At 67.7% G+C, this 26,472-nt stretch carries 29 protein-coding genes and 1 tRNA gene; 18 read left to right on the top strand and 12 right to left on the bottom strand.

The window, feature by feature from the left end:
- Positions 1–16: 16 nt before the first annotated feature.
- A complete protein-coding gene (locus tag C6W92_RS12245; protein WP_129433619.1) occupies positions 17–1,207 on the top strand; it encodes an FAD-dependent oxidoreductase in 1,191 nt (396 codons plus the stop codon).
- 41 nt (positions 1,208–1,248) lie between these two features.
- Entirely contained in the window at positions 1,249–2,256 is a 1,008-nt protein-coding gene (locus tag C6W92_RS12250; RefSeq protein ID WP_164989229.1) for an ATP-grasp fold amidoligase family protein, read from the top strand.
- 8 nt (positions 2,257–2,264) lie between these two features.
- On the opposite strand, the gene xth is transcribed toward C6W92_RS12250, so the two are convergent.
- Positions 2,265–3,047 carry an exodeoxyribonuclease III gene (xth, locus tag C6W92_RS12255; protein ID WP_129433624.1) on the bottom strand — a complete coding sequence of 261 codons (783 nt, stop codon included), beginning with the start codon at positions 3,045–3,047 and terminating at the stop codon, positions 2,265–2,267.
- A 60-nt stretch (positions 3,048–3,107) separates the two neighbouring features.
- Positions 3,108–3,431, bottom strand: coding sequence for an iron-sulfur cluster assembly accessory protein (locus tag C6W92_RS12260; protein WP_129433627.1), 324 nt, complete (start codon positions 3,429–3,431; stop codon positions 3,108–3,110).
- A gap of 76 nt (positions 3,432–3,507) precedes the next feature.
- On the opposite strand from C6W92_RS12260, the gene C6W92_RS12265 reads away from it, so the two are divergent.
- The 8 genes from C6W92_RS12265 to C6W92_RS12305 all read left to right on the top strand — a co-directional run bounded on the left by C6W92_RS12265 (position 3,508) and on the right by C6W92_RS12305 (position 11,153).
- A complete protein-coding gene (locus C6W92_RS12265) occupies positions 3,508–4,677 on the top strand; it encodes a deoxyguanosinetriphosphate triphosphohydrolase (RefSeq protein ID WP_129433630.1) in 1,170 nt (389 codons plus the stop codon).
- Between the two features lie 313 nt (positions 4,678–4,990).
- Positions 4,991–5,518 (top strand): hypothetical protein, encoded by a 528-nt coding sequence (locus C6W92_RS12275; protein WP_129433636.1) that lies wholly within the window; start codon positions 4,991–4,993, stop codon positions 5,516–5,518.
- Positions 5,519–5,669: 151 nt separating this feature from the next.
- The gene (gene argS / locus C6W92_RS12280; protein ID WP_129433639.1) at positions 5,670–7,415 is read left to right on the top strand and encodes an arginine--tRNA ligase; all 1,746 of its coding nucleotides are present in this window, start codon (positions 5,670–5,672) and stop codon (positions 7,413–7,415) included.
- 73 nt (positions 7,416–7,488) lie between these two features.
- Positions 7,489–8,358, top strand: a complete 870-nt coding sequence (locus tag C6W92_RS12285) for an SPOR domain-containing protein (RefSeq protein ID WP_129433642.1) — start codon at positions 7,489–7,491, stop codon at positions 8,356–8,358.
- The gene (gene nagZ / locus C6W92_RS12290; protein ID WP_241691152.1) at positions 8,334–9,362 is read left to right on the top strand and encodes a beta-N-acetylhexosaminidase; all 1,029 of its coding nucleotides are present in this window, start codon (positions 8,334–8,336) and stop codon (positions 9,360–9,362) included. The genes C6W92_RS12285 and nagZ overlap by 25 nt, the downstream gene beginning before the upstream one ends.
- A complete protein-coding gene (locus C6W92_RS12295) occupies positions 9,355–10,143 on the top strand; it encodes a ScpA family protein (protein ID WP_129433646.1) in 789 nt (262 codons plus the stop codon). Before nagZ ends, C6W92_RS12295 begins: the two co-directional genes overlap by 8 nt.
- Positions 10,144–10,147: 4 nt before the next feature.
- Positions 10,148–10,816 (top strand): SMC-Scp complex subunit ScpB, encoded by a 669-nt coding sequence (gene scpB / locus C6W92_RS12300; protein ID WP_129433649.1) that lies wholly within the window; start codon positions 10,148–10,150, stop codon positions 10,814–10,816.
- Positions 10,817–10,967: 151 nt separating this feature from the next.
- The gene (locus C6W92_RS12305; RefSeq protein WP_129433652.1) at positions 10,968–11,153 is read left to right on the top strand and encodes a hypothetical protein; all 186 of its coding nucleotides are present in this window, start codon (positions 10,968–10,970) and stop codon (positions 11,151–11,153) included.
- 7 nt (positions 11,154–11,160) lie between these two features.
- Here C6W92_RS12305 and C6W92_RS12310 read toward each other — a convergent pair whose 3' ends face one another.
- The 8 genes from C6W92_RS12310 to C6W92_RS12345 all read right to left on the bottom strand — a co-directional run bounded on the left by C6W92_RS12310 (position 11,161) and on the right by C6W92_RS12345 (position 16,717).
- Complete coding sequence (locus tag C6W92_RS12310; protein WP_129433655.1) at positions 11,161–12,234, bottom strand: 2'-deoxycytidine 5'-triphosphate deaminase; 1,074 nt, start codon at positions 12,232–12,234, stop codon at positions 11,161–11,163.
- A 64-nt stretch (positions 12,235–12,298) separates the two neighbouring features.
- Positions 12,299–12,375: transfer RNA gene (locus tag C6W92_RS12315), tRNA-Pro, on the bottom strand.
- 67 nt (positions 12,376–12,442) lie between these two features.
- On the bottom strand, positions 12,443–13,177 hold the full coding sequence (locus C6W92_RS12320; RefSeq protein WP_129433658.1) for a MerR family transcriptional regulator: 735 nt from the start codon (positions 13,175–13,177) through the stop codon (positions 12,443–12,445).
- 14 nt (positions 13,178–13,191) lie between these two features.
- A complete protein-coding gene (ihfA, locus tag C6W92_RS12325) occupies positions 13,192–13,494 on the bottom strand; it encodes an integration host factor subunit alpha (RefSeq protein ID WP_129433661.1) in 303 nt (100 codons plus the stop codon).
- Between the two features lie 110 nt (positions 13,495–13,604).
- The gene (locus C6W92_RS12330; protein ID WP_129433664.1) at positions 13,605–14,579 is read right to left on the bottom strand and encodes a beta-ketoacyl-ACP synthase III; all 975 of its coding nucleotides are present in this window, start codon (positions 14,577–14,579) and stop codon (positions 13,605–13,607) included.
- Positions 14,576–15,730, bottom strand: a complete 1,155-nt coding sequence (gene plsX / locus C6W92_RS12335) for a phosphate acyltransferase PlsX (RefSeq protein ID WP_129433667.1) — start codon at positions 15,728–15,730, stop codon at positions 14,576–14,578. Before plsX ends, C6W92_RS12330 begins: the two co-directional genes overlap by 4 nt.
- A gap of 25 nt (positions 15,731–15,755) precedes the next feature.
- On the bottom strand, positions 15,756–15,962 hold the full coding sequence (gene rpmF / locus C6W92_RS12340) for a 50S ribosomal protein L32 (protein ID WP_104020454.1): 207 nt from the start codon (positions 15,960–15,962) through the stop codon (positions 15,756–15,758).
- A 161-nt stretch (positions 15,963–16,123) separates the two neighbouring features.
- Positions 16,124–16,717, bottom strand: coding sequence for a YceD family protein (locus tag C6W92_RS12345; protein ID WP_129433670.1), 594 nt, complete (start codon positions 16,715–16,717; stop codon positions 16,124–16,126).
- Between the two features lie 90 nt (positions 16,718–16,807).
- Here C6W92_RS12345 and bamE point away from each other — a divergent pair, with 90 nt between their 5' ends.
- The 4 genes from bamE (at position 16,808) to C6W92_RS12365 (ending at position 20,786) form a co-directional block, all read left to right on the top strand.
- Positions 16,808–17,266 (top strand): outer membrane protein assembly factor BamE, encoded by a 459-nt coding sequence (gene bamE / locus C6W92_RS12350; RefSeq protein ID WP_129433673.1) that lies wholly within the window; start codon positions 16,808–16,810, stop codon positions 17,264–17,266.
- 89 nt (positions 17,267–17,355) lie between these two features.
- On the top strand, positions 17,356–18,093 hold the full coding sequence (locus tag C6W92_RS12355) for a GNAT family N-acetyltransferase (protein ID WP_129433676.1): 738 nt from the start codon (positions 17,356–17,358) through the stop codon (positions 18,091–18,093).
- A 38-nt stretch (positions 18,094–18,131) separates the two neighbouring features.
- The gene (locus C6W92_RS12360; RefSeq protein ID WP_129433679.1) at positions 18,132–19,955 is read left to right on the top strand and encodes an ATP-binding cassette domain-containing protein; all 1,824 of its coding nucleotides are present in this window, start codon (positions 18,132–18,134) and stop codon (positions 19,953–19,955) included.
- Between the two features lie 45 nt (positions 19,956–20,000).
- Positions 20,001–20,786 carry an ion channel gene (locus tag C6W92_RS12365; RefSeq protein ID WP_129433681.1) on the top strand — a complete coding sequence of 262 codons (786 nt, stop codon included), beginning with the start codon at positions 20,001–20,003 and terminating at the stop codon, positions 20,784–20,786.
- Between the two features lie 143 nt (positions 20,787–20,929).
- On the opposite strand, the gene C6W92_RS12370 is transcribed toward C6W92_RS12365, so the two are convergent.
- Positions 20,930–21,928, bottom strand: a complete 999-nt coding sequence (locus tag C6W92_RS12370; protein WP_129433683.1) for a GlxA family transcriptional regulator — start codon at positions 21,926–21,928, stop codon at positions 20,930–20,932.
- Between the two features lie 166 nt (positions 21,929–22,094).
- Between C6W92_RS12370 and C6W92_RS12375 the strand changes: the two genes are divergently transcribed.
- Positions 22,095–23,465: a 3-deoxy-7-phosphoheptulonate synthase class II gene (locus C6W92_RS12375; protein ID WP_129433685.1), complete on the top strand. Its 1,371-nt coding sequence runs from the start codon at positions 22,095–22,097 to the stop codon at positions 23,463–23,465.
- A 3-nt stretch (positions 23,466–23,468) separates the two neighbouring features.
- Here the strand turns inward: C6W92_RS12375 and C6W92_RS12380 are convergent, their stop codons facing one another.
- The gene (locus C6W92_RS12380) at positions 23,469–24,119 is read right to left on the bottom strand and encodes a PAS domain-containing protein (RefSeq protein ID WP_129433687.1); all 651 of its coding nucleotides are present in this window, start codon (positions 24,117–24,119) and stop codon (positions 23,469–23,471) included.
- A gap of 248 nt (positions 24,120–24,367) precedes the next feature.
- Between C6W92_RS12380 and C6W92_RS12385 the strand changes: the two genes are divergently transcribed.
- The 3 genes from C6W92_RS12385 to C6W92_RS12395 are packed head-to-tail and all read left to right on the top strand — an operon-like array spanning position 24,368 to position 26,469.
- Complete coding sequence (locus C6W92_RS12385) at positions 24,368–25,258, top strand: YicC/YloC family endoribonuclease (RefSeq protein WP_129433689.1); 891 nt, start codon at positions 24,368–24,370, stop codon at positions 25,256–25,258.
- Between the two features lie 51 nt (positions 25,259–25,309).
- Complete coding sequence (gmk, locus tag C6W92_RS12390; protein WP_129433691.1) at positions 25,310–25,951, top strand: guanylate kinase; 642 nt, start codon at positions 25,310–25,312, stop codon at positions 25,949–25,951.
- Positions 25,948–26,469 (top strand): gamma carbonic anhydrase family protein, encoded by a 522-nt coding sequence (locus C6W92_RS12395; RefSeq protein ID WP_104020463.1) that lies wholly within the window; start codon positions 25,948–25,950, stop codon positions 26,467–26,469. The genes gmk and C6W92_RS12395 overlap by 4 nt, the downstream gene beginning before the upstream one ends.
- Positions 26,470–26,472 lie beyond the last annotated feature (3 nt).

Consider the following 26,472-nt stretch of genomic DNA (forward strand, 5'->3'; position numbering starts at 1 on the left):
TTTCGGGAAGGGGCCGATGGGTCTGGACACAATGAAGATTGCCGTGATCGGCGCGGGGATTGGCGGGCTGGCCGTGGCGCAAGCGCTGGCGCGGCGCGGCGCGGATGTCACCGTGTTCGAACAGGCATCCGAAATCGCCGAGGTGGGTGCCGGACTTCAGATCAGCCCCAATGGCGCGAGGGTGCTCGATGCGCTCGGGCTGGGCGCGGAGCTTCGCCAGCGCGCGGTGATGGCGCGGACCGTGCAGCTTTGTGATTACCGTGGGGGCGAGGTGGTGCGGCTCGATCTCGGTGACACGGGGCAGGGCGGCTATCATTTTCTCCACCGTGCGGATCTCATCAATCTGCTGGCCAACGGTGCGCGCGCAGCGGGCGTTCGCATCCGGCTGTTACAACGGATCATCGGCGTCACCGACGGGCGGCGCCCGCGTGTTGAACTGGCCAACGGTGCCGGGTTCGACGCCGACCTCGTGATCGGCGCAGACGGGTTGCATTCGGTGGTGCGTGCCGCGCTCAACGGCCCACGTGCCCCCTTCTTCACGGGGCAGGTGGCGTGGCGCGCGCTCGTTCCCAACAGCGCCGAGCGCGGCCCGGAGGTGCGTGTCCACATGGGGCCGATCCGCCACGTTGTGAGCTATCCTTTGCGCGGCGGTAGCATGCTCAACCTCGTGGCGGTACAGGAGCGCGCCGCCTGGACCGCCGAAAGCTGGAGCCAGACTGACGATCCGCAGTCGTTGCGTGCCGCGTTCGGCGATTTCTGCGACGAGGTGCAGGGGATGCTCGCCGCCGTGGACAAGGTAAATCTCTGGGGCCTGTTCCGGCACGAGGTGGCCCGCGCGTGGCACGGCGAGGGGCTGGCGATTCTCGGCGACGCGGCACATCCCACGCTGCCCTTCATGGCGCAGGGGGCGTGCCTCGCGCTCGAGGATGGCTGGGTGCTGGCCGCGGCGCTCGACGAGGAAGGCGATGTGGCAAAGGGATTGGTGCGCTACCAGGCCCTGCGCGAATCGCGGGCGCGCCGGGTGGTTGCGGCGGCGAGTACCAACGCGTGGAAATACCACCTCGCCTTCCCACCGCTGAGATGGGCGGCACACACCGCGCTACGCGCAGGCGGACGGCTCGCACCTTCGCGAATGATCCGGCAATTTGATTGGATTTACGGCTATAACGCGATTGACGCGGTTGGGCAGCCGGTCAACGATGGCTGACAACCGGGGGCGCACGGCCCCCCATCGGGCTGGGACGAATAGTGCGCGCCGAGCAATACGCGAAACTGGCGCTGGAGCGCATAGCCGACGAGCGCCTGCATGGTATCCACGAGCCGGTGCCGGACCGCTACCTGCGCGGCGTCGAGAGGCTGGGCGAGGAGTTCGCGCCCGGGCTTGTGCGGTCGGTCGAGATATACCGCAAGAACCACGGGGACTGGCCTGACCTGATCGACCCGCAGACCTTTACCAGCAAGCAACTCCTGTTCAAGTTCTTCGGCCTGATCCCGCGCGTCACCCCCTCGGACAAGCTGCGCGCGCATGATTGGCTCCCGCAGCACTTGCGCGCGCAGGTTCACCGCCCGCGCATCCTGTGGCGCGGGGATACGCCCGATCTGCCCGGCAATGACGAAATCGCGCCAGGCACCTACTGGCTCAAGTGCAACCACGGCTCGGGAACCAACCTGCCGGTGACCTTCCCCCTCGATGACGACCACCGTACTGATCTGATCCCGCTCACGCGGCGATGGCTCAGGCGGGTGCACAGCAAGCGCCTGAGCCTGTGGTGGTACGAATTGATCGAGCGCGCGATCTATCTCGAGGAGGATCTGCGCGAGGGCGCGGGAGATGCCGCCGACTGGAAATTCTACGTCTGCAACGGGCGCATCGTGGTCTATCAGCACGACGCCGACCGCTCGGGCACGCACTTGCAGACGGTCTACAGCCGGACGGGCACTTGGCTCGACAAGCAGCTCTACGTGCGCAAGGGCGGGGCGCGGCCCGTGGCGCCGCCCGCGCGGCTCGACCTGATGGTGGAGGCCGCCGAGGCGATTGGTCGGTTCTTCGATTTCATCCGGGTGGACATGTTCATCCGGGGCGGCGAGGTCTATCTCGGCGAGATCGGTCTCGTGCCCAATGGCTGCACCAAGCGCATCCGCGATCCCGAACTCGACTGGATGCTGGGCGGTGCGTGGCAAGCCCCTTGGTTGGGCCGCGTCAGCCCCGGGTTTGCCGATGGCCATTACCGGCGCGAGTGGCCATTCGCCGCCTGAACCCGCGTTCAGATGTCGAGATCGACCCAGAGCGGCACATGATCGGACGGCTTGTCGCGTCCGCGCACGGCCGTGTCGATGCCGCAATCGGTCATCCGGTCGGCGGCCTGCGGGCTGAGCAGCATGTGGTCGATGCGGATGCCGTTGTTGCGCTGCCACGCGCCGGCCTGATAATCCCAGAACGTGTAATGACCCGGCCCCTGCACGCGGGCGCGGAACGCCTCGGTCAGCCCCAGGTGCAGCAGGCGGCGAAAGGCGGCGCGGCTGTCGGGCAGGGCGAGCGCGTCGTCGCGCCACGCCTCGGGGCGGGCGGCGTCCTCGTCCTGCGGGATGACGTTGTAATCGCCCCCCATGAGCACCGGCTCCTCGGTGGCGAGAAGCGCCTTCGCGCGGGCGTGCATCCGCTCCATCCAGGCGAGCTTGTAGTCGTATTTCGGCCCCGGCGCGGGGTTACCGTTGGGCAGGTAGAGGCCGCAGACACGCAGCGCGCCCTTTTCGCCCGTCACCGTGGCCTCGATCCAGCGGGCCTGCTCGTCGCTGTCATCGCCGGGCAGACCGCGGTGCACGTCCTCCAGCGGGTATTTCGACAGGATCGCCACCCCGTTGAAGCCCTTCTGCCCGTGGGTCTCGACGTTGTAGCCGCGATCCTCGAACATCTCGCGCGGGAAGTTCTCGTCCACCGACTTGATTTCCTGTAGCAACACCACGTCCGGGGACGCCTCGTCCAGCCAGTCGCAGAGCGCGGCATGCCGCGCCTTGATCCCGTTGATGTTGAAGCACGCGATACGCATGGCCATCCCTCCCGCGGCGCCCGGCCCCTCTATCGCGCGGCCCCGCGCGCGGCGCAAGGCTCAGATGGAAAAGGATGTGCCGCATCCACAGGACGCGGTGGCATTGGGATTGTCGATGGTAAAGCGCGCGCCGATCAGTTCTTCGGTGAAGTCGATTGTCGCGCCCGCAAGGAAGGGCAGCGAGACGCTGTCCACCACAACCCGCTCGCCCTCGCCTTCGAGCACGAGGTCGTCCTCGGCAGGCGCATCGAGGCGGATGTCGTACTGAAACCCCGAACAGCCGCCGCCCTCGACCGCCACGCGCAGCGCCTTGCCGTCGGCGCCGGCACCGATCTCGGCGAGGCGGGCATAAGCGCGGGGGGTGACCTTGGGGGGCAGTTGCATGGGCATCCTCGGTGGTTTCGCGTGACAGTTCTTTCTGCAATATATGCTCCGAGTGCCCCGCCACAAGGACCGATCAATGACCGCCCCTTTCGCGACCGACCCGGGCCAGACACGCGGCCGCCGCGTGGCGGAGGAAGAGAGCGCCTTTCGCTCGCCCTTTCAGCGCGACCGCGACCGCATCATTCATTCCAGCGCCTTTCGCAGGCTCAAGCACAAGACACAGGTGTTTGTCGCGCACGAGGGCGATTACTACCGCACCCGGCTCACCCATTCGATCGAGGTGGCGCAGGTGGCGCGTACCATCGCGGGCGCGCTCGGCCTCGACACCGACCTGACCGAGGCCGTCGCGCTTGCCCATGACCTTGGCCATACGCCCTTTGGCCACGCGGGCGAGGATACGCTGGCCGCGCTGATGGCGCCCTATGGCGGCTTCGATCACAACGCGCAGGCGCTCCGCATCGTGACGGTGCTGGAGCGCCACTATGCCGCCTTCGACGGGCTCAACCTCACATGGGAGACGCTGGAAGGACTGGCCAAGCATAATGGTCCGGTGACGGGCGATCTGCCGCTGGCGCTGGCGAAATGCGACGCGGTGCACGGGCTGGAGCTTGGCACCCATGCGGGCGGCGAGGCGCAGGTGGCGGCCATCGCCGACGATATCGCCTACAACAACCACGACCTGCATGACGGGCTGCGCGCGGGGTTATTTGGCGACGAGGAAATCGCGGCGCTGCCCATCGTCGGCCCCTGTTATGCCGAGGTGGACCGGCTCTACCCGCGCCTCGACCCCAAGCGCCGCCGCCACGAGGCGCTGCGCCGGGTGTTCGGAGAGATGGTGGGCGACGTGATCGCCGAGAGCCAGCGCCTGCTGGCCGCCCATTCGCCGGGTTCGGTGGAGGAGCTGCGCGCACTTGGGGTGCCGGTGATCCGTTTTTCGCCCGGGTTGTGGGAGGATTTGCAGGCGATCCGGGCGTTTCTCTTTACCCGGATGTATCGCGCCCCGGCGGTCAACGACATGCGGCGCATGGTGGCGCAGGTGATCGGAGAGTTGTTCCCGGTCTACCTCGACGCGCCCGACCACCTGCCCGAAGAGTGGCGCGCGGACGTGGCGCGCGCGCCTGACCGGGCGGCGCTGGCGCGCTTGGTGGGCGATTACATCGCCGGCATGACCGACCGGTTCGCATTGCAAAGCCACGCCCGGCTGGTCGGCGGGACGTCGGCACAAGACCTGCCGGACGGGGTGTAGGCTTGCCGCCTAGTACAGGGACAAAAGCGCTCGACCCGGTAACAGCGCGCGGGATGGTGGGCGCGCTCGGTGTCGGGGCGCAATGGCTGGCATGGCGGTTGCAGATGCCCGCCATCGTCCTGATGCTGCGCGACTGGCGCGCAGCGCTTCGTCGTGGGCGAAGACGCGCCACGGCGTGGCGAGGACATGCGTATCGCCGCCCTTGCCACGCCGCGCGACACCGGCGGGAACACGCAGCCGCCGGCAAGTTGAAGCGCGTGATGCCGGGTGCTAGTGATATCCACGGGATGCGTATCGAGTGGGTGAGGGTGGTGTGGACGGGGAGACATCTCGGAAAACCGTGCTGATCGCGTCTGCGGGCTGTGCGGTCGGTGGAGAGCTGGCAGAAAGGTTCGCGGCGACCGGGGCGCTGGTGGTCGTGGCCGATCATGCGGAACGGCGCGCGCTGGCACTGGCGCGGCGCGCGCCCGGAAAGATCGAGAGCCTGACGATCGATTGCCTGCGTCCCGGCCAATGCCGACGGTTGGGCGAGATATGGGGCGACACACCGCTCGACCTGCTGGTACATCTGCACCCGTTGCGTAGCCCGCGCCGTCTCGGGGCGGCGGTGGCGGCGATCCCGGCACTGACGCGCGCGCTGATGGACGGGCTGGCGCTGGGAGAGGGGCTGGTGCTCGTCGGCTGCCGTGCGGCAAGCCATGACGCGCGCCCCGAGGCGCGGGCGTTCGACGCGGCGCTGGCGGCGCTCGCCCCGCACATGCAGGCCGAGGCGGGCACGCATGCCCGTGTCAACGTTCTGCGGCTCGGGCCCGTACACCGGACGCACGGCGCTGATACATGAGGCGCGGCAGCTCGCAGAGGGGGCGCCCGACGGGCCGCGCGGCGCGGTGATCAACCTCGCCTGAGCGGGCGGCGTGAACCGCGCCCAAGGCGATTGACGCGCGGGCCACGGGTGGTAAACCGGCGCGCGTGCCAACACGGAAAGGCGGCTCATGAACCTCTTTGACGACATTCGCGGTCTCGTTCTCGATACCTTGGGCGGTCTGCAGGCCGAAGGTGCGCTGCCCGCCTCGCTCGACCTCGGGAACGTCACGGTCGAGCCGCCGCGCGATCCCGCGCATGGCGACATGGCGACCAATGCCGCGATGGTGCTGGCGAAACCGGCGGGGATGAAGCCGCGTGACATCGCCACCGTGCTCGCGGAGCACCTCGCCGCCGATGCGCGCATCGATAGCGCCGAGGTGGCCGGCCCCGGATTTCTCAACCTGCGGTTGGCGCCTTCGGTCTGGCACGATGGGCTGCGCGATGCGCTGCGGCAGGGGGCAGATTTCGGCCGTGCAACGCTGGGGCAGGGTCGCCGCGTCAATGTCGAATACGTTTCGGCCAATCCGACAGGCCCGTTGCACGTCGGCCACACCCGCGGCGCGGTGTTCGGCGACGCGCTGGCGAGCCTCCTGGATTTCGCGGGCTATGACGTCACGCGCGAATACTACATCAACGATGGCGGCGCTCAGGTCGATGTGCTCGCGCGCTCGGTCTACCTGCGCTATCTCGAGGCGCACGGGCAGGAGGTGGCCTTTGCCGATGGCACCTATCCGGGCGACTACCTGATCGAGGTGGGCCGCGCGCTCAAGGACAAGGTCGGCGCCGCGTATGTCGACGAGCCCGAAGCGGTCTGGCTGGCCGAGGTGCGCGACTTCGCCACCGATGCGATGATGACGCTCATCCGCGAGGACCTGGCCTCGCTTGGCGTCGAGATGGATCACTTCTTCTCTGAGAAATCGCTCTACGGCACCGGATTGATCGAGGCCGCGATCGAGGATCTGCGCGGCAAGGGGCTGATCTATCGCGGCGTGCTCGAGCCGCCCAAGGGCAAGATGCCCGAGGACTGGGAGCCGCGCGAGCAGACCCTGTTCAAATCGACCGAACACGGCGATGACGTGGACCGCCCGATCATGAAATCCGATGGTGGATGGACTTATTTCGCCCCCGATATTGCCTATCATTATGACAAGATTTCAAGGGGATACGATCTGCTTATCGACGTGTTCGGCGCCGATCACGGAGGCTATGTCAAGCGGATGAAGGCCGCCGTGTCGGCGCTGTCGGATGGGCGCGTACCGATCGAGATCAAGCTCTGTCAACTGGTCAAGCTCTACAAGAACGGCGAGCCGTTCAAGATGTCCAAGCGCTCCGGCACCTTCATCACCCTGCGCGACGTGGTGGACGAGGTTGGACCAGACGTGACCCGCTTTGTCATGCTCACGCGCAAGAACGACGCGGCGCTCGACTTCGACTTCGCGCGTGTTCTGGAACAGTCCAAGGACAACCCGGTCTTCTACGTCCAATACGCAAATGCGCGGGTCAACTCGGTGCTGCGCAAGGCTACTGCCGCGGGGATCACGGTGGATGACGCGACACTTGCGGAGGCCGATCTGTCGGTGCTCTCGCACGAGGCGGAACTGGCGCTCGCGCGCAAGATCGCGGAATGGCCGCGGCAGGTGGAGATCGCCGCGCGCGCAGGCGAACCACACAGGGTGGCGTTCTACCTCTACGACCTGGCCTCGGAACTGCACGGTCTGTGGAACCGTGGCCATGACGAACCGGCGCTGCGATTCCTGCAAGAGGGTGATCCGGCCACAACACGCGGGAAAATCGCGCTGGTGCGCGCGGCAACGGTTGTGATTTGCGCCGGTCTTGGTATCCTTGGCGTCACTCCGGTGGACGAGATGCGCTGAACGCCGCCGCCACCGGTGCGAGCAGGCAACCAGGAACCGGCGACCATGTATCGCCGGTGGCGAGAGGCAGATCATGGCAGAGATGCAGGCATCCCGGACGGAGTACGGGTCGGACGATCGCGTGGCGGTGGCCGTGACGAAATTTACCAATATTTCTGGTGCGCTGGTGTCAATGGCGCTCTTGGCCGGAATTGGCCACTGGGGTTACCAGGTGATCATGCGCGACGTGTCGGGCGTGCCTGTTGTGCGCGCGCTCAGCGATCCCATGCGCGAGGCTCCGGCCGAGCCGGGCGGGCGCGAGGCGGCGCATCAGGGCCTGTCGGTCAACCGTGTGGCGGCGCAGGCGGCGACAGAAGAGCCGCCCGACCGGGTAATCATCGCACCCCCGCCGCTCGATCTGACGCTAGAGGATATTCCGAGCGCGGCGAGGGCCGCAGCACAGGCGCCGACGGCGCCGCGCTCGGGTGACGTGCATCTCGCGGTGGTGCGGCAACCGGCGCAGGCAACGCCGCGCGCCGCGACCGAGCCCACATCCGAGCCCGAGGCGCAGGCGCCCACTGAAACGGTCGAGGGGGGGCTCGGGCGGTCGTTGCGTCCGCAGCTGCGCCCGGCGCTGCCCGATCCGGTGACCTACGCGCTCGCGGCGGCGACCAGCGCCCCGCCGGTCGAGGTCGATCCCGACAGCCTGCCGGCTGGTTCGCGGCTCGCGCAGCTCGGGGCCTTCGATTCAGCAGAGGTGGCGCGCTCGGAATGGGAGCGTCTGACAGCGCAGCTTGGTGATCTGCTGGACGGCAAACGCCGTGTGGTGCAGCGCGCCGAGAGCGGCGGGCGGATTTTCTACCGGCTGCGCGCAGCCGGTTTCGAAGACCTCGCAGATGCGCGCCGTTTCTGTTCGGCCTTGCAGGCAGAGCGGGCCGAGTGCATCCCGGTGGTTACTCGGTGACAGGGTTCGGCGCGGTCATTACCGGCGCCGAGGGGCATCGGCTAACACCCGGAGAAAAAGCGTTTTTTCGCGAGGTTAAGCCCTTCGGATTCATCCTCTTCGCGCGCAATATTGACACCCCCGACCAGGTGCGCGCGCTGTGCGACGAACTGCGCGAGGCGGCGGGGCACGAGGCGGTTATCACCATCGACCAGGAAGGCGGGCGCGTGCAGCGCCTGCGTGCGCCTGCCTGGCGCGAGTGGCCCGCGCCGCTCGATCACGTGGCCGCGGCTGGCGCGCAGGCGGCTGAGGCGCTGCACCTGCGCTACCGGATCATCGCCGACGAGCTTGTTGCCCTCGGGATCGACAGCAACTGTGCGCCTTTGGTGGACGTGGCGGGGAGGGACACCCACCCGTTTCTGCGTGACCGCTGCTATGGCGAGACGGCGGGGCGGGTTGCGCTCTTTGGCCGGGCGGTGGCGGACGGGCTTATGGAGGGGGGCGTGCTGCCGGTGGTCAAGCACATCCCGGGACACGGGCGCGCGAGGGCTGACAGCCACCACGAACTGCCCCGCGTGACCGATCCGGCAGAGCATCTGGCCGAGGTCGATTTCGCCCCGTTCGAGGCGCTTGCCGATTTGCCGATGGCGATGACGGCGCATGTGGTTTATGCCGCGCTCGATGCGCGGCCAGCGACCTTGTCACCTGTTATCATTGAAATAATTCGCCGCTCCATCGGGTTTGACGGGCTCTTGATGACCGACGACATCGCCATGAACGCGCTCTCGGGCAGCCTGGTAGAGCGGGCGCGGGCCGCGCTCGCGGCGGGGTGCGACGTGGTCCTGCACTGCAACGGCACGCTGGCCGAGCGACAGGCCGTGGCGGCGGCAGCGGGCGAGATGCGGGCCGCTGCGCAGGACCGTGCCGAGCGGGCGTTGGCCGCGCGCCGGACGCCCGATCCGGTTGACATCTCCGCCCTCGCGGCGCAGCTTGATGCGTTGACGGGCGGACGGCAACATGGCTGAAGACACCTTCGATGACAGCGCGGAACCGGTGCCTGTGGCCGAACGGCTCGCGGCGGAGGCGCTCATCGTCGATGTTGATGGGTTCGAGGGGCCGCTGGACCTGTTACTGACGCTCTCGCGCACGCAAAAGGTTGATTTAAGGCGCATTTCCGTCCTGCAACTGGCGCGGCAATACCTCGCCTTTGTCGAGCAAGCGCGCGCCCTGCGGATCGAGCTGGCCGCCGATTACCTCGTGATGGCGGCGTGGCTTGCGTTTCTCAAGTCGCGTCTGCTCTTGCCGCCCGACCCCGCCGAGGAGGGGCCGTCGGGCGAGGACCTGGCGGCGCATCTGGCGTTTCAGCTTGAGCGGTTGCAGGCGATGCGGGATTGCGCGGCGCGGCTGATGGCGCGGGACCGGCTGGGGCGGGATTTCTTTGCGCGGGGGCTGCCGGAGGACGTGACGCGGCGGCGCGAGGTGCGCTATACGGCGAACCTGCTGGACCTGATGCAGGCCTATGCGCGGCTTCGCACGCGCGACGAATTTCGTCCCTTCGTGATGGACCGTGACGCAATTTTCACTATGGAACAAGCACTTGAGCGATTGCGAGGGGTGATCGGCGAGGCGGCGACATGGACCGATATCGCGAGCTATCTGCCGGAGGGGTTCACCACCGATCGGCAAAGGCGGCGCTCGGCCACGGCCTCTACCTTTGCCGCGGCGCTGGAGCTTGTGAAGGAGGGGCGGGCGGAGTTGCGGCAGACCGAGATATTCGCGCCTGTCGAGCTTCGGCGGAAGGATTAAGAAAATGCCGCAAGATATTGATACAGAAAAAGAAAGTCTGTTCGAAGCTCCGCCGATGGCCGAACAGGAGCGGATGATTGAAGCGATGCTGTTTGCCGCCACCGAGCCGATGGACACGCGCGAGATGGCAGCGCGGATGCCGCATGGATGCGATCCGGCGGAAGCGCTGGTCCATCTGAAAAAAAGGTATGAGGGACGGGGGGTTACGCTGGTGAAAGTGGGCGATGGCTGGGCCATGCGCACCGCGCCCGACCTTGGCTTTCTGATGCGGCGCGAGGTGGTGGAGACCCGCAAACTGAGCCGGGCGGCAATCGAGACATTGGCCATCATTGCCTACCATCAGCCGGTCACCCGCGCCGAGATCGAGGAGATACGCGGCGTGTCCGTCAGCCGGGGAACCGTCGATCAACTCCTTGAAATGGAATGGATTCGTTTCGGCAGACGCAAGATGACGCCGGGCCGTCCTGTGACCTTTGTGGTTACCGAGACATTCCTCGACCATTTCGGTCTGGAAAGCGCGCGCGACCTGCCGGGGCTCAAGGAATTGCGCGCTGCGGGGCTGCTGGACAACCGCCCGCCGCCGGGGACATTGCCGGGGATCGGCGACGAAGGCGAGGAGGACGAGGACGCGGAGGTGCCGCCCGCAGGGCAGGACGAGTTGTTCGGGGACTGACGAACCTGTCGGTTCGCGGCCCGAACCGCACGGTTCGGCGCATCGCGCGGACGGTCGCGCAGGAAATCGTCAAGATAATCGCCGCACCCGCCCTGATTTCCGCACGTTTCGGTGTTATGTTCCCGGCCGGAGGCAGCGAGAGGAGGGCGCGATGAACGCCAACCAGGTGATCAACATGGTGATCCGAATGGTCATGCGGCAGGTGATGCGCCGTGGGGTCAATGCCGGGATCGACAAGGTCACGCGCGGCCGTGGTGACAACGGTCCCGACGGGCAGAAGACCGCGCGCAATGCCCGCAAGACGATGAAGCTGGGGCGGCGGATGGGGCGCTTCTGACCGGGCGTCAGGCCCGGAAGTGCTTGGACAGTTTCAGCCCTTGCCCCTGGTAGTTTGACGCGATGTCCGCGCCGTAGAGGCGGTCGGGCACCGTATCCATGCTCTCATACACCAGCCGACCGACGATCTGGCCGTGCTCTAGCACGAAGGGCGCCTCGTGGCAGCGCACCTCGAGCACGCCGCGCGCGCCGGTGCCACCCGCAGCCGCGTGGCCGAAACCGGGATCGAAGAACCCCGCGTAATGCACCCGGAATTCGCCCGCCATCGCCACGAAGGGGGCCATCTCGGCGGCATAGCCGGGGGGGATGTGCACCGCCTCGCGGCTGACGAGAATGTAGAACGCGCCGGGGTCGAGGACGATATGGCCGTCGCGCGCGTGGACCTCTTCCCAGAAATCGGCGGCCGGGTAGTGGCCGATGCGGTCGAGGTCGATCAGGCCGGTATGCGGCTTGGCGCGGTAGCCGGTGAGCGTGCCTGACTCGGGGCGCAGGTCGACCGAGAAGGCGAGCCCGCCGTCGATCACAGCCGGGCCGTCGACGAGCGGTGTCTCGGCGTGCAAGCGATGCATCGCGGCATCCGAGAGCCGCGCGTCGCCCGAGCGAAAGCGGACCTGGTTGAGCCGCATGCCGGGGCGCACCAGCACCGAGAAGGAACGCGGGCATATCTCGGCATAGAGCGGGCCGGTGTGGCCGGGCGGCACGCGGTCGAATTCGGTCCCGCCATCGGTGATCGTGCGGGTGAGCAGGTCGAGCCGCCCGGTGGAGGATTTGGCGTTGGCTACCGCCTGCACGCCCTCGGGCAGTGCCAGCCGTTCCATCAGCGGGACGAGGTAGACGCAGCCCTTTTCCAGCACCGCGCCGGGGCCAAGCTCGATGCGGTGCATCCCGAACTCATCAAGCCGGTCGGCGACGGTCTGTCCCGCACCGGGCAGGAACGAGGCGCGCACGCGGTAGGCGACCGGACCGAGGCGGAGATCGAGGCTGGCGGGCTGGACCTGTTCGGGCAGGATGGCGGGATCGGAGGCGATTTGGCCCGCGTCGATCATCGCCGAGATTTGCTGGCAGGAGAGAACGCCGGTCATCGGTGGCCCCCTCGGCCGTCGCAGAGGCCCCGCGACACGCGGGCGGCGGGATCGTCGGTCGATTTGGTCGGGCTAGCAGGACTCGAACCTGCGACCTTCCGTCCCCCAGACGGACGCGCTACCAGGCTGCGCCATAGCCCGACGATGCGCTGTTCATACCGGTTTTGCGCGCGGGGGCAAGGGGGGCGATGCGAAATATTGCCGCCGCTCATGCCTTTGGCGCACCCGCGTCGCGCAGCCGTTCGGCCAGCGCCGAGAGCGTGGCCGCAAGATCGGCTGGCAGCGGGCGGGGCAGCGTGGCGAGACGCGCGAGCGGCCCCGGCGCGGCGGCCACGTCGTCGGGTGGATCGTCGGGCAAATCCGGCAGCGGGGGCAGGGCGGGGGCCTGCGGGTCGGGGGCCGGTTCGGGCGCAGAGGCGGTTTCCGGTTCGGTCTCGGGTTCGGGTTCCGATCCAGGCTCTGTCGCTGTCTGCGGCTCCGGTGCGGGCTCTGGCTCGGTTTGCGGTTCTGGTTCGGGTTCTGCCGCGGTGGTGGGGGCGGCGTCAGGCTCGGGCTCTGTGTCGGAGGTTGGCTCTTGCGCGGCCGCGTCCGGGGGGACGTCCTGCGGCGCGTCGGGGCGGGCGAAGCTGAGCACCTGCGCGACTGGCGTGGGTGCTGCCTGCTCTCCCTCGAATCCGGGCGAGAGCGCGGCGACGTGGCTCACGCCCTGTTCGCGCAGCATCTTCTGCACACCCTTGATGGTCATGCCCTCGTCGTGCAGCAGCACCTTGATCCCGCCGAGCAGGCGCATGTCCGCGGGGCGGTAGTAGCGTCGCCCGCCCGCGCGCTTGACCGGTTTCACCTGGGTGAACTTGCTTTCCCAGAAGCGCAGCACGTGGGCGGGCACCTCGAGCCAGTCTGCCACCTCGCTGATGGTGCGGAAGGCGTCGGCGGATTTGCCCATGTGCGGCGGTGTCCTCAGCGCTTGTTGCCGATCGCAACGCGATCCTTCATCAGGTGCGAGGGTCGGAAGGTGAGCACCCGGCGCGGTTTGATGGGGACTTCCTCGCCGGTCTTGGGGTTGCGGCCCACGCGGGCCGACTTGTCGCGCACCGAGAACGTGCCGAAGGAAGATATCTTGACCGGTTCGCCGCGCGAGAGCGCGTCCGAGACGTGGGTAAGCACGCTCTCCACCATCTGGGCCGCGTCGTTGCGCGACAGCCCCACCTCGCGGAATACCGCTTCGCTCAGGTCCATCCGTGTCAGTGTCTTGTTAGTCATACCGTCCCCGCATTTTTGCGGCTCAGTTTGCGGCGAAGCCCGTGCCGTGTCAATCGTGATGGTCCCGGGTGCTGGGAGGTGGCGCGGATTTTTGCAGGCCGACGCGCGGTTTACCAGCGCATCACCACCGCGCCCCACGCCAGCCCGCCGCCGATCGCCTCGGACAAGACGATCTGCCCGGGGCGGATGCGCCCCTCGGCCACGCCCACCGAGAGCGCCAGCGGGATCGAGGCGGCGGAGGTGTTGCCGTGGTCCTGCACGGTGACGATGACGCGGTCCATCGACAGGCCCAGCTTCTTTGCGGTGCCCTGGATGATGCGGATATTGGCCTGGTGCGGCACGATCCAGTCCACGTCCGGCCCGGTGAGGCCGACCTTGCCGAGCGCGGTCTCGGCGGTGGCGGCGAGTTTCTCGACGGCCTGCCGGAAGAGCGCGTTGCCCTGCATCCTGAGCTTGCCCGCATCGCCAGTCGTCGATACGCCGCCATCGACGTAGAGCATGTCGCGGTAGCGCCCGTCGGAATTGAGATCGACCGAGAGGATGCCGCGATCGGCGTTGGTGCCGGTGCCTGTCGTGGCCCCGAGTACCAGAGCGCCGGCGCCGTCGCCGAACAGCACGCAGGTGGAGCGGTCGGACCAGTCCATGATGCGCGAGAACGTCTCGGCCCCGATCAGCAGCAGTCGCTCGGCCTGGCCCGCGACGATCATCGCGTTGGCGGTGGCGAGCGCGTAGACGAACCCGGCGCAGACCGCCTGCACGTCAAAGGCGAAACCGTGGGTCATGCCCAGCCCCTCCTGCACCATCGTGGCGACCGAGGGGAAGGTGAGGTCCGGCGTGGAGGTGGCGACGATCAGGCCGTCGATGTCGTCCGGCGTGAGCCCGGCATTGGCGAGGGCGGCGCGCGCGGCGTGGAGGGCGAGGGTGGAGGTGGTCTCGTCCTCGGCGGCGAAACGGCGGCGCTCGATCCCCGAGCGCGAGCGGATCCACTCGTCCGTGGTGTCGAGGGTGGCCTCGAATTCGCTGTTGGGCACGATGCGGGCGGGCAGGTAGTGCCCGGTGCCGAGGGCCGTGGCGCGGCGGGTCATGGCGCGAGGTCTCCGTGGTTGTCGTCCCCGGTGTTGTCGTCTCCGGTGTTGTCGTCCCCTGTGTCGTGTTGGTCGCCGTCATCCTCGCGGTCGAGCGGGGCCGCGGCGGCGACGCGGGCCGCGAGCTTGGCGGTGAAGCCGGTCTGCGCGAGGTCGAAGGCGAGTTTTATCGCCGACGAAACGCCCGTGGCATCCGCCGCGCCGTGCGACTTGACCACGGTGCCGTTCAGCCCGAGGAACACGCCGCCATTGGCGCGGCGCGGATCGACGCGTTTCTTCATCCGCCGAAGCGAGGTGTAGGCCAGCAGCGCCGCCAGCCGCGACAGCGGCGTGTAGGCGAAGGCCTCGCGCAGGAGGTCGGTGATCAGGTTGGCGATGCCCTCGCCGGTCTTGAGCGCGACATTGCCGGTGAAGCCGTCGGTCACGATCACGTCGCAGCGCGTGCCGGGCAGGTCGCGCCCCTCGACGAAGCCCACGAACTCGAAATCCGCGCTCGCTGCATTGGCGGCGATCAGCTCATGCGCCTCGCGCAGCTCGGCGCGGCCCTTGTGCTCTTCGGTGCCCACGTTCAGCAGGCCGATGCGCGGGCGCTTGAGGCCAAAGCCGTTGCGCGCGTAAGACGCGCCCATCAACGCGTATTGCATCAGGTCCTTGGCGTCGGCGCGGATATCCGCGCCGCCGTCGAGCATGATGTTGTGCTGTTGCGGGTTCTGCGAGGGCCACATCACCGCGATGGCGGGGCGGTAGATGCCCGGCAGCTTGCGCAGGCGGATGACCGACATCAACATCAGCGCGCCAGTATTGCCGCAGGAGACGCAGACCGTCGCCTCGCCCGCGCGCACCGATTCGAGCGCCGACCACATCGAGGTGTCGTGCCCGTGGCGCACCACCTGAGCGGGCTTGTCGGTCATCGACACGACCTCGGGCGCGTTGCGGATGGTGACCCGGTCGGTCAGCTCCCGGCGCCTGGCGACCAGCGGCGCGAGCGTGTCGCGCGGGCCGTGCAGGATGAATCCGATGCGCGGATTCTTGCTGGCGGACTGGGCCATGCCCGCCACCACGGCGGCGGGCCCCTCATCGCCGCCCATGGCGTCAATCGAGATCACGAAGCGCCCCGCGCCGGTCATGTCCTGATCGCCCTGAGCGCCCATGCGGCCGATGCCCCCGAATAGTGTCTCAGGCGGCGTCGTCTTCCAGGTCGATATCGTCCACCATGGCGACGACTTCGCGCTCTGCGTAGTGGCCACAGGCCGCGCAGACGTGGTGCGGGCGCTTCAACTCGCCGCAATTGGGGCATTCGTTGGGATTGCCCGCGGTGAGTGAATCATGCGCGCGGCGATTGTTGCGGCGCGATTTCGAGACCTTGTTCTGTTGGACGGCCATGTCACAACCTCAATTCCTGCGGGCCGGATCGGCCCATGTTTCACGGGTGTTCGCGGCTCTTAATCCTGACCGAGCCGCCGGTTCAACCCCAAATTCCGGTGAGAGCGCGAAAATACAGAGATTTGGGGCCGGGGCAAGCGATTCTTGGGGTGGCTTCCGGCTCAGCCGGAGGGGCCGCCGTCATTGCCCTCGTCGTCGTCATTCCCGGCCAGCCGGTCGCGCAGTCCGGCGAGCCCGGCAAAGGGGCGGCGGGGCGCGTCGTCATCGTCGTTTTCCGCGCCGTCGGGCGCGGCCGAGAGCGTGCCGAGTTCTGCCGCGTCGCTGCGCGGCCAGGGCGGCAGCGCCAGCGCCAGTGCCTCGGCGAGCACGGCATCGAGGTCGATCACCGCGCCCAGGGGCTCTATCGTGTCGTCCTCGGGCATCTCGATCTCGTCGGCGGGCGCGGCCTCGGGCGGGGTGGCGTCGGGCGTGTAGCGGCGCGTCACGGTCTCGTCGATACGGGTGGTCACCGGCGCGAGGGTGACGCCGCAGGGCTGCACGACCGTCGCCCCGAGCGTGGCGCTGAGTAGCCAGTCGCGGGGGCCGTCGGGGGTGATCTCTCCCCTGAGGGTCAGCTTGCGCAGATCGAGGAGATCGAGGCGCGCGGCCAGCGTCGCGCGCGCCGCCGCGTCGGGCACGATCTCGAAGCGGTGGCCGCCGTGCCGTGCGAGGCGCGGGACGGGGATACGGTGGGTGGAGCCGGTATCGGTGGACATCGCGGCCTCTTGCTTTGAATTCTTGAACCCGGGGGCTGCATTGATGTAAGCGGGATAAAAGCCGTGAGCGGTGGTGACAAGAGGGCAGAGATGACGGCGATTTCAATGCGAGTGCTGCGTGTCCTTGCCCTGTGTGGTCTCATCGGGGTGGCCGCCTGCTCGGCCACCTACCAGAATCATGGCTATGTCCCGCCCGAGAACGATCTCGAGAATCTGATCGTCGGCGTCGATACCCGCGCGACGGTGGATGACCTGATCGGGCCGCCCTCGGTCTCGGGGATGGTGGGCGATGGCGATTACTACTACGTCCGCTCGCGCAAGCGCACCTACATGATGCTGCGCCCGCAGGTGATCGAGCGCGAGGTGCTGGCGATCTCGTTCAACGATGACGACACCATCGCCAATATCGAGAGATTCGGGCTGGAGGACGGACAGATCGTGCCGCTCTCGCGCCGGGTGACAGACAGCTCGGTGGTCAAGAACGGCTTCTTGCGGCAGGTGCTCAGCAATATCGGCGCGCTCAACCCCGAGCAACTGTTCGGCGAATAGCGCGGCGCGCGCCGCATTGTCTTGGAGATGTCACGCGCCGGGTGCATGAGGTGTCGCCGAGGATCGAGCGACCGCGTGGAGACGGTGACATGAGGGAGATCCGGCAGGGGCGCTACGTGGCTCGGCTGGCGCGCGGTCCCGGGGACGTCGCCCGCGCCCAGGCGCTGCGCGCCGAGGCGTTTCTGGGAACTGCCGGAGGCTGCGACGCCGATGCCCATGACGCGGCGTGCCTGCACCTGCTGGTCGAGGAGGCGCGGGGCGGGCGGCTGGTGTGCTGTTTCCGGGTGCTGCTGCTGGAGGACGGGGCCGGGATTGCGCGCAGCTATTCGGCGCAATTCTATGAATTGTCGGCGCTGGCGGCGTTCGAGGGGCGGATGGCCGAGATGGGGCGATTCTGCATCCGGCCCGGTCTGACCGATCCGGACATCCTGCGCGTGGCGTGGGCGGCGATGACGCGGCTGGTGGACGAGCACGGGGTGGCGATGCTGTTTGGCTGTTCGTCTTTCAAGGGGGTGGAGACGGCCCCGTATCTCGATGCCTTTGCGGTGCTGGGGGCGCGGCACCTGGCGCCGCGGCGGTGGTGGCCGCGGGTCAAGGCGCCCGCCGTGTTCCGCTTTGCCGAGCGATTGAAACGGCACAAGCCCGATCCCAGGCAGGCGATGCGGCATATGCCGCCCTTGCTGCGAACCTACCTGATGATGGGCGGCTGGGTGAGCGATCACGCGGTGATCGACCGGCAGATGGACACGCTGCACGTCTTTACCGGGGTCGAGATCGGTGCAATTCCGGCGGCGCGGGCGCGGCTGCTGCGGGCGCTGGCGGGGTGAGGCTTGACTGTGGCGGGGCCGCGGGATAGCCCGCGCGCATGGCCCGTGCCCCGCTTTTGCAACTCACCGATATCTCGCTCACTTTTGGCGGCGCACCGCTGTTCGCCGACCTGTCGCTGGTGGTGCAGCCCGGCGACCGGGTGGCATTGGTGGGGCGGAACGGATCGGGAAAATCGACGCTGATGAAGGTGATGGCCGGGCTGGTGGAGCCCGACCGGGGCGTGCGCGTCGTCTCGCCGGGCGTGAGCGTGGGCTACATGGAGCAGGAACCGGCGATGACCGGCTTTGCCACGCTGGGTGATTTCGCGGCGAGCGCGCTGGCGCCGGGCGAGGAATACCGGGTGGAGATGGCGGGCGAGGGGCTGAAATTCGACCCCGCGCGGCCGGTCGAGACCGCCTCGGGCGGGGAACGGCGGCGCGCGGCGCTGGCCAAGCTGATGGCCGAGGCGCCGGAGCTGATGCTGCTCGACGAGCCAACCAACCATCTCGACATCGAGGCGATCGGCTGGCTGGAAGAGCAGTTGAAGGCCACGCGAAAGGGCTTTGTTCTCATCAGCCACGACCGCGCTTTCCTGCGTGAGCTTAGCCGTGCAACTCTATGGATTGACAGGGGAATGACGCGGCGGCAGGAGCGGGGATTCGCGCATTTCGAGGAATGGCGTGACAAGGTCTGGGAGGAAGAGGACCAGCAGCGCCACAAGCTCGACCGCAAGATCAAGGCCGAGGCCCGCTGGGCCGTCGAGGGCATCAGCGCGCGGCGCAAGCGCAACCAGGGACGGGTGCGCGCGTTGCAGGCGCTGCGCGAGGAGCGGCGCAACCAGATCAAGCGACAGGGCACGGCGGCAATGGCGCTGGAGAGTGGCCCGAACTCCGGTCGCAAGGTGATCGAAGCCAAGGATATTTCAAAAGCTTACGATGACAAGCTCATCTTGAGGCCGTTCAGCCTGCGGATCATGCGGGGCGAGCGCGTGGCGTTTGTCGGGCCCAATGGCGTGGGCAAGACGACGCTCTTGAAGATGCTGATGGGCGAGGTGGCCCCCGACAGCGGCACGGTCACGCATGGCACCAACCTGGTGCCGGCGGTGTTCGACCAGGCGCGTGCGCGGCTCGACCCCGAGATGACGCTGTGGGAGAGCCTGACGGGTGACTCGGAGATGCGTGTCGCAGGCCAGGCGGACCAGGTGCTGGTGCGTGGGCAGCCGCGCCACGTGGTCGGGTATCTCAAGGATTTCCTGTTCGACGAGCGACAGGCACGCGCGCCGGTCAAGTCATTGTCGGGTGGGGAAAAAGCGCGGCTCTTGCTGGCGCGGATCATGGCGCGGGAGAGCAACGTGCTGGTGCTCGACGAGCCGACCAACGATCTCGATATCGAGACGCTGGATTTGTTGCAGGAATTGCTCGACGATTACGCGGGGACCGTTCTGCTGGTGAGCCACGACCGCGATTTCCTCGACCGGGTGGCGAGCACCACCATCGCCATGGAGGGCGACGGCCGCGCAACCGCCTATGCCGGTGGCTGGAGCGATTATCGCGCGCAACGCGGTGGCGCGAAGAGAAGCGATGAAACTGCGAAAAAAAGCGCGAAAACAACGCAGAAGAGCGCGGAGTTGAAGCAGGAAGTCAAGCCTGTACGGCTGAGCTTTACCGAGGCGCACCGGCTGGAGGAGTTGCCCGGGCAGATCGAGCGGCTGGAGGCGGAGATCGCCAAGCTGGAGGTGCTGTTGGCCGATCCCGATCTCTATAGTCGCGAGCCGGTCAAGTTCCGCCGCGCGACCGAGGCGCTGACCGCGCGGCAAAAGGCGCTGGCCGAGGCCGAGGAGGAGTGGCTGTCGCTCGCCGAGAAGGCTGAGGCAACGGGCTGATTTTTTCGCTGTAGCCCGGGCGGTTGCGCGGATATGCTCGGGCGCATGAGCAGTTCGGATCGCAGCCTGCACGACAGTGTCCGCCTCCTCTACGAGGGGCGCTCGAAACGCGCGACGCGGTTTCGCTATGCGCTCTTGGTGTTCGACGTGGCGAGCATCGTATTCTTTCTCGCCACGGCGACGCTGCCGCTGACACCCGCGATACTGGTGGCGGACATTCTGGTGGCGGCGGTGATCGGGGTCGACTTCCTGTGCCGGTTATGGATCGCGGAGAACCGACTGCGCCACCTGCGGCAGTTTTACGTGCTGGTCGATGTCCTGGTGCTCGCCTCGCTGCTGGCGGTGCCGGTGCTGGGGCAGGGATGGGCGGTGTTACGGCTGCTCAGGGCGCTGCGGTTGGTGCATTCCTATCACCTGCTGCGCGACCTGCGGCGCGACTGGCGGTTCTTTCGCCTGCACGAGGACGCGATCCTCGCCGCGGTCAACCTGCTGGTGTTTATCTTTGCCATGACAGCATTGGTGCACCTGCTGCGCGGCGGGCGGGAGCCGGGGCTGAACACTTACGTAGACGCGCTCTATTTCACGGTGACGACGCTGACGACGACGGGGTACGGCGACATCCTGATGGACAGCGGGACTGGCCGGCTGCTGGCGGTGGGGATCATGATCGTGGGTGTGGGGCTGTTCCTGCGGCTGGCGCGGACCATTTTCGTGCCCGCCAAGGTGCGCCACAAGTGCCCGGAATGCGGGCTGTTGAAGCACGACCCCGACGCAATCCATTGCAAGCATTGCGGCATCGAGCTGAAGATCGAGACGGAAGGCGCGCAGTAGGGCAGGCGGGATGTCTCGGGATATCCTGGGGGTCAGGCCCGGGGAGGACGGGGCTTGGCGCGGCGGCCTTCGGCCTTGAATCCGCGCCGGGACCAGACGGCAACGTCCGCTCAAGGCCGATACCACCCCCGCGCCCCGCCGCCTCAGACCGACAGCCGCGCCCCGTGTGCGCCGCGCTCGCGGTAGGGGGTGGTCTGGTAGTGCGCGCGGTAGCATTTTGAGAAATGCGACGGTGAGGCGAAGCCGCAGGCAAGCGCCACGTTGATCACCGTCATGTCGGTCTGCATCAACAGGTTGCGCGCCTTTTGCAGCCGCAGTTCCATGTAATAGCGCTTGGGGCTGCGGCTGAGGTAACGGCGGAACAGGCGTTCGAGCTGGCGGGTGGACATGCCCACCTCGCGGGCGAGGATCGAGGGGCTGATCGGTTCCTCGATATTGCTCTCCATCATCTGGATGACCTGGCTGAGCTTGGGGTGGCGGACGCCGATTCGGGTGGGCACCGAGAGGCGCTGGGTGTCCTGGTCGGTGCGGATCGAGGAATAGATCTGCTGGTCGGCCACCGCGTTGGCGAGCTTTTCGCCATGCTCGGCGGCGATCAGGCTGAGCATCAGGTCGATCGAGGCGGTGCCGCCTGCCGTTGTCATGCGGTTGCCGTCGATCATGAAGATCGACTTGGTCAGCGTCACCTCTTCGAATTCCTCGAGAAAGGCATCGTGATTCTCCCAGTGGATGGTGGCGCGCTTGCCGTCGAGCAGCCCGGCGCGCGCCATCACGTAGGACGCGGTGCACAGCCCGCCGATGCGCAACCCGCGGCGCGCCTCGCGGCGCAGCCAGTTGAGCATCCGCTTGGTGGCGGTCTTCTGGACATCGACCCCGCCGCACAGGACCAGCACATCCTCTCGTTTCAGTTCGGAGAGCGGGAAATCGACGTGGAAGCGCACGCCGTTGGAGCAGGTCACGACATCGTCGGTGTCGCCGGTCAAGGCCCATGTGTAAAGCTCTGCGCCGGCCATGCGGTTGGCGATGCGCAGGCATTCCAGCGCGCCAGCAAAGCTCAGGAGCGTGAACGAGTCAAGCAGCACGAACACGAAGCGTGTTGGCGCCCTTGGCACATCCACCTTGACTGTCACGGCATCTGACATCGGGCCCCCTCTTGCGCTCCGTCCCAGCGTCACTGTCACCAAAACGTCGCGATTCACAAGCCAAACACGCACATTCGTGTCGCATTTTGACCGATTCCGCGGCTGGCCTCTGCGCGTCCGGTGGATTATAGAGATGTCCGATCAAATGAGAAAGCGGAGACCGAAGATGACGGAATGGCAGAAAACCGGCTGGCGCGCGAAAGAGCGGGTGCAGATGCCGGATTATCCCGATGCCGGGGCGCTCGCCCGCGTCGAGGATCGTCTGCGCCAGTATCCGCCGCTGGTCTTTGCCGGGGAGGCGCGGCGCCTCAAGCGCGCGCTTGGGGCGGCGTCGCGAGGCGAGGCGTTCCTGTTGCAGGGCGGCGATTGCGCCGAGGCGTTCGACCAGTTCTCGGCGGATGCGATCCGCGACACGTTCAAGGTGATGCTGCAGATGGCGATGGTGCTGACCTATGGCGCCAAGGTGCCGGTGGTCAAGGTGGGACGCATGGCCGGGCAGTTTGCCAAGCCGCGCAGCGCGCCTACCGAGGTGGTGGAGGGTGTCGAGCTGCCCAGCTATCGCGGTGACATCGTCAACGAGCTGGCCTTTACCCCGGAGGCGCGCATCCCTGACCCGGCGAAGATGCTGCAGGCCTACACGCAGGCGGCGGCGACGCTGAACCTGTTGCGCGCGTTCTCCACTGGCGGCTACGCCGATATGCACCAGGTGCACCAGTGGACGCTGGGCTTCACCGAGAGCGAGAAGGCCGCGCGCTATCGCGAGATGGCCAGCCATATCGCCGACGCGCTCGACTTCATGAAGGCCGCGGGCGTGGACAGCGAGAGCGCGCACACGCTCAAGTCGGTGGATTTCTACACCTCGCACGAGGGGCTGTTGCTGGAATACGAGGAGGCGCTCACCCGTCTCGATTCGACCTCTGGCAAATGGCTGGCGGGGTCGGGACACATGCTGTGGATCGGCGACCGCACGCGCCAGCCCGACGGCGCGCATGTCGAATTCCTGCGCGGGGTGCTCAACCCGATCGGGCTGAAATGCGGGCCGACCATGACCTCGGACGATCTCAAGCGGCTGTTGGCCACGCTCAACCCCGAGAACGAGGCCGGGCGACTGACGCTGATCGCGCGGTTCGGCGCGGGCAAGGTGGGCGAGAACCTGCCGCGGCTCATCCGCACGGTCGAGGAGGAGGGCGCCAACGTGCTGTGGGTGTGCGATCCGATGCACGGCAACACGATCAAGTCGGCCACCGGCTACAAGACCCGGCCGTTCGACTCGGTGCTGCGCGAGGTGCAGGAATTCTTTGCCATCCACCGGGCGGAAGGAACCATCCCCGGCGGCGTGCATTTCGAGATGACCGGGCAGGACGTGACCGAATGCACCGGGGGGATGCGCGCGCTGAGCGAGGAGAGCCTGTCGGATCGCTACCACACCGCGTGTGATCCGCGGCTCAATGCGTCGCAATCGCTGGAGCTTGCGTTTCTCGTGGCCGAGGAGCTCAAGAGCCAGCGCGAGCGCATGGCCGAGGCGCAAGCCGTCTGATGCTCAGGTGACGAGCCGCAGGTGAGAGCGGTCGCGGGGCCCCGTCGGGGCCTGCGACCGTCCGCCTGCCAGCGTGCGCAGGGGCGGCGCGGCGCGGCGCGGCGCGGCGCCGGAGAGCGGCAGCGTCTCGGCATCCGCGATGCCGAAGCGGCGGGGCGTGCGCCCGCTGGCGCCGTCGGTCACGAGGCAGCCCAGCGCGCGCGAGATGTCGCCCAGGTCACTGCGTAGCGGCAGCAACATCAGCGTACCGCCGAGCGCGGGCCGCCCGATCCCGCGGCGCGCGCGCAGCGCGAAGCGCAGGACCGCCGGGCCGTCGAAGAGATCGACCAGCCGCAGGGCAAAGGCATCGCGGTCGCCCGGCTCGATGAAGGTGGCGAGCGGCATGCCGCGCACCTCCATGCCCATCAGGTCGTTGAGGTGCATTCCCGCCACCCGCAGCCGCACCATGCCGGGCGCGATGCGTTCGGCGATGAAGGCGCTGGAAATCAGCGGTTCGATGCCGCGCGGGTCGATATCGGCGCGCATGGGCACGTCGCCGCCGCGCCGGCACCGCTCCCAATGGGCGCGAAAGGCGCGCAGGTGCGCCTCGGTCTGCGCCTGTGTTTCGATTGTGTCGCCCTGCACCGGGCCCGGTTCCGTCGGATCATCCCACATGGTCCTAATCCCTCGTTGTGCGCCCCCGCACCGTCGATATGCGCCTGGGTGCCGCAGGCTTGCCTCAGCCTGGTGAAGCCGCGTTCTGCGCGCCGGACGATGCGTAAAGATTGCCACAATTCGCCGCGCATGTATCTAAAATTCGCGGTATCTGGTTAACCCTTGCGCGCCCGGATGCGCGGCTTGCCAGCCGGACGCGCAATGGCTAACACGGGGGCTGCACCGCCACGAGGGAGGCCCAAAGCCCCATGATCCGCTCGATGACCGCCTTTGCCACGCGCAGCGGACAGCATGGCCCGCGCGCAACGGTCTGGGAAATACGCGGCGTCAACGGCAAGGGGCTCGACCTGCGGCTGCGCCTGCCCGAAGGCGTCGAGGGGCTGGAGACGCGGCTTCGGTCGGCGGCTGCGAAGCGGCTCGCGCGCGGCAACGTGACGGTGGTGCTGCGGTTTCACGACATGGTCGAGGCGGGTGGGCTCTCGCTTGACGCGGGGGCGCTCGACGTGGCGCTGGCGGCGCTGGCCGAGACCGAGCGGCGCGCTGACGTGGCGGGGCTGACGCTCGCGCCCTCGACTGCGGCGCAAGTGCTGGCGCTGCGTGGCCTGCTGGAGACCGGCGGCGCGCCGGTGGCCGATGCGGCGGACGGCCCGGCGCTGGAGGCGGAATTCGACGCGCTGCTGGGCGATTTCGTGACGATGCGCGAGGCCGAGGGCGCGGCGCTAGGCCGGGTGATCGCGGATCAGCTCGACCGGATCGCGGCGCGGGTGACGCAGGCCGAGGACATGCTGGGCGCGCGCGCCGGGGCGATCGCCGAGGCGCATCGCGCGGCGCTGGCGCGGGTCACCGACCAGGCCGGGCAGGTGCCGCCCGAGCGGATCGCGCAGGAGCTGGCGCTGGTGGCCGTGCGGCTCGACGTGACCGAGGAAATCGACCGGCTGCGCGCCCATGTGGCGGCGGCGCGCGAGTTGCTGGCGCAGGGCTCGCCGGTGGGGCGAAAGCTCGATTTCCTGGCGCAGGAATTCATGCGCGAGGCCAACACGCTGTGTTCGAAGGCGCAGAACGCGGATCTCACGGCGGTGGGGCTCGATCTCAAGACGGTGATTGACCAGATGCGCGAGCAGATTCAGAACGTGGAATGAGCGGAGAGGGTGGATGGATATTTTTGGCAAGATGAAGCGGGGGGCCGCGCGATGAGCGAGCGGCGTGGGCTTCTGATCATCCTGTCCTCGCCCTCGGGCGCGGGCAAGTCGACGCTGTCGCAGCGGCTTTTGCAATGGGATCCGACGCTGAGCTTTTCGGTTTCGGCCACCACCCGCGCGCCGCGGGCGGGCGAGGAGGACGGGCGCGATTATCATTTCCTGTCGGAAGAGGCGTTCAAGCGGCAGGTGTCAGACGGCGGGATGCTGGAGCACGCGCATGTCTTCGGCAATTTCTACGGCTCGCCGCGCGCACCCGTACAGGCCTCGATCGACGCAGGAAACGACGTGCTTTTCGACATCGACTGGCAGGGTGCGCAGCAGATCAGAAACTCCGCGCTTGGCGGGCACACGCTGTCGATCTTTCTGCTGCCGCCCTCGATCCACGAGCTGCACCGCAGGCTGCAGGCGCGCGGCAAGGACGCGCCGGAGGTGATCGCGCGGCGGATGCAGAAGAGCTGGGACGAGATAAGCCATTGGGACAGCTACGATTTCGTGCTGGTCAATGACGACCTCGACGTCGCCGAGGCGCGACTCAGGACCATCATCGAGGCAACCCGCCTGCGCCGCACGCAACAGCCCTGGCTGACCGAACATGTGCGGCGGCTGCAAACCGAATTCGAGGAGACGCTATGACGCTCTATGCTCTGGACGGTGTCGCGCCCGAGGTGGCGGACGACACCTGGATCGCGCCGGATGCCAACGTGATCGGCCGCGTGGTCATCGAGGCGGGGGCGTCGGTCTGGTTCGGCTGCACGCTGCGGGGTGACAACGAGGAAATCCGCGTGGGCAGGGGCAGCAACGTGCAGGAAAACTGCGTGATGCACACCGACATGGGCTATCCGCTCACGATCGGGGCGGGCTGCACCATCGGGCACAAGGCGATGCTGCACGGCTGCACCATCGGCGAGAACAGCCTGATCGGCATGGGGGCCACCGTGCTCAACGGCGCGGTGATCGGGCGCGATTGCCTGATCGGGGCGGGGGCGCTGGTGACGGAGGGCAAGGAAATCCCCGATGGCAGCCTCGTTGTGGGCGCGCCAGGGCGGGTGGTGCGCGGCCTCGATGCCGACGCCATCGCCGGGCTGCGCGCGAGTGCCGTGCATTACCAGGAGCGGATGCGCCGCTTTCGCGCCGGGCTGAGCGAGGTCTGAGCG

The organism is Roseovarius sp. A46 (assembly GCF_004126395.1).
GTDB lineage: Bacteria > Pseudomonadota > Alphaproteobacteria > Rhodobacterales > Rhodobacteraceae > Roseovarius > Roseovarius nitratireducens.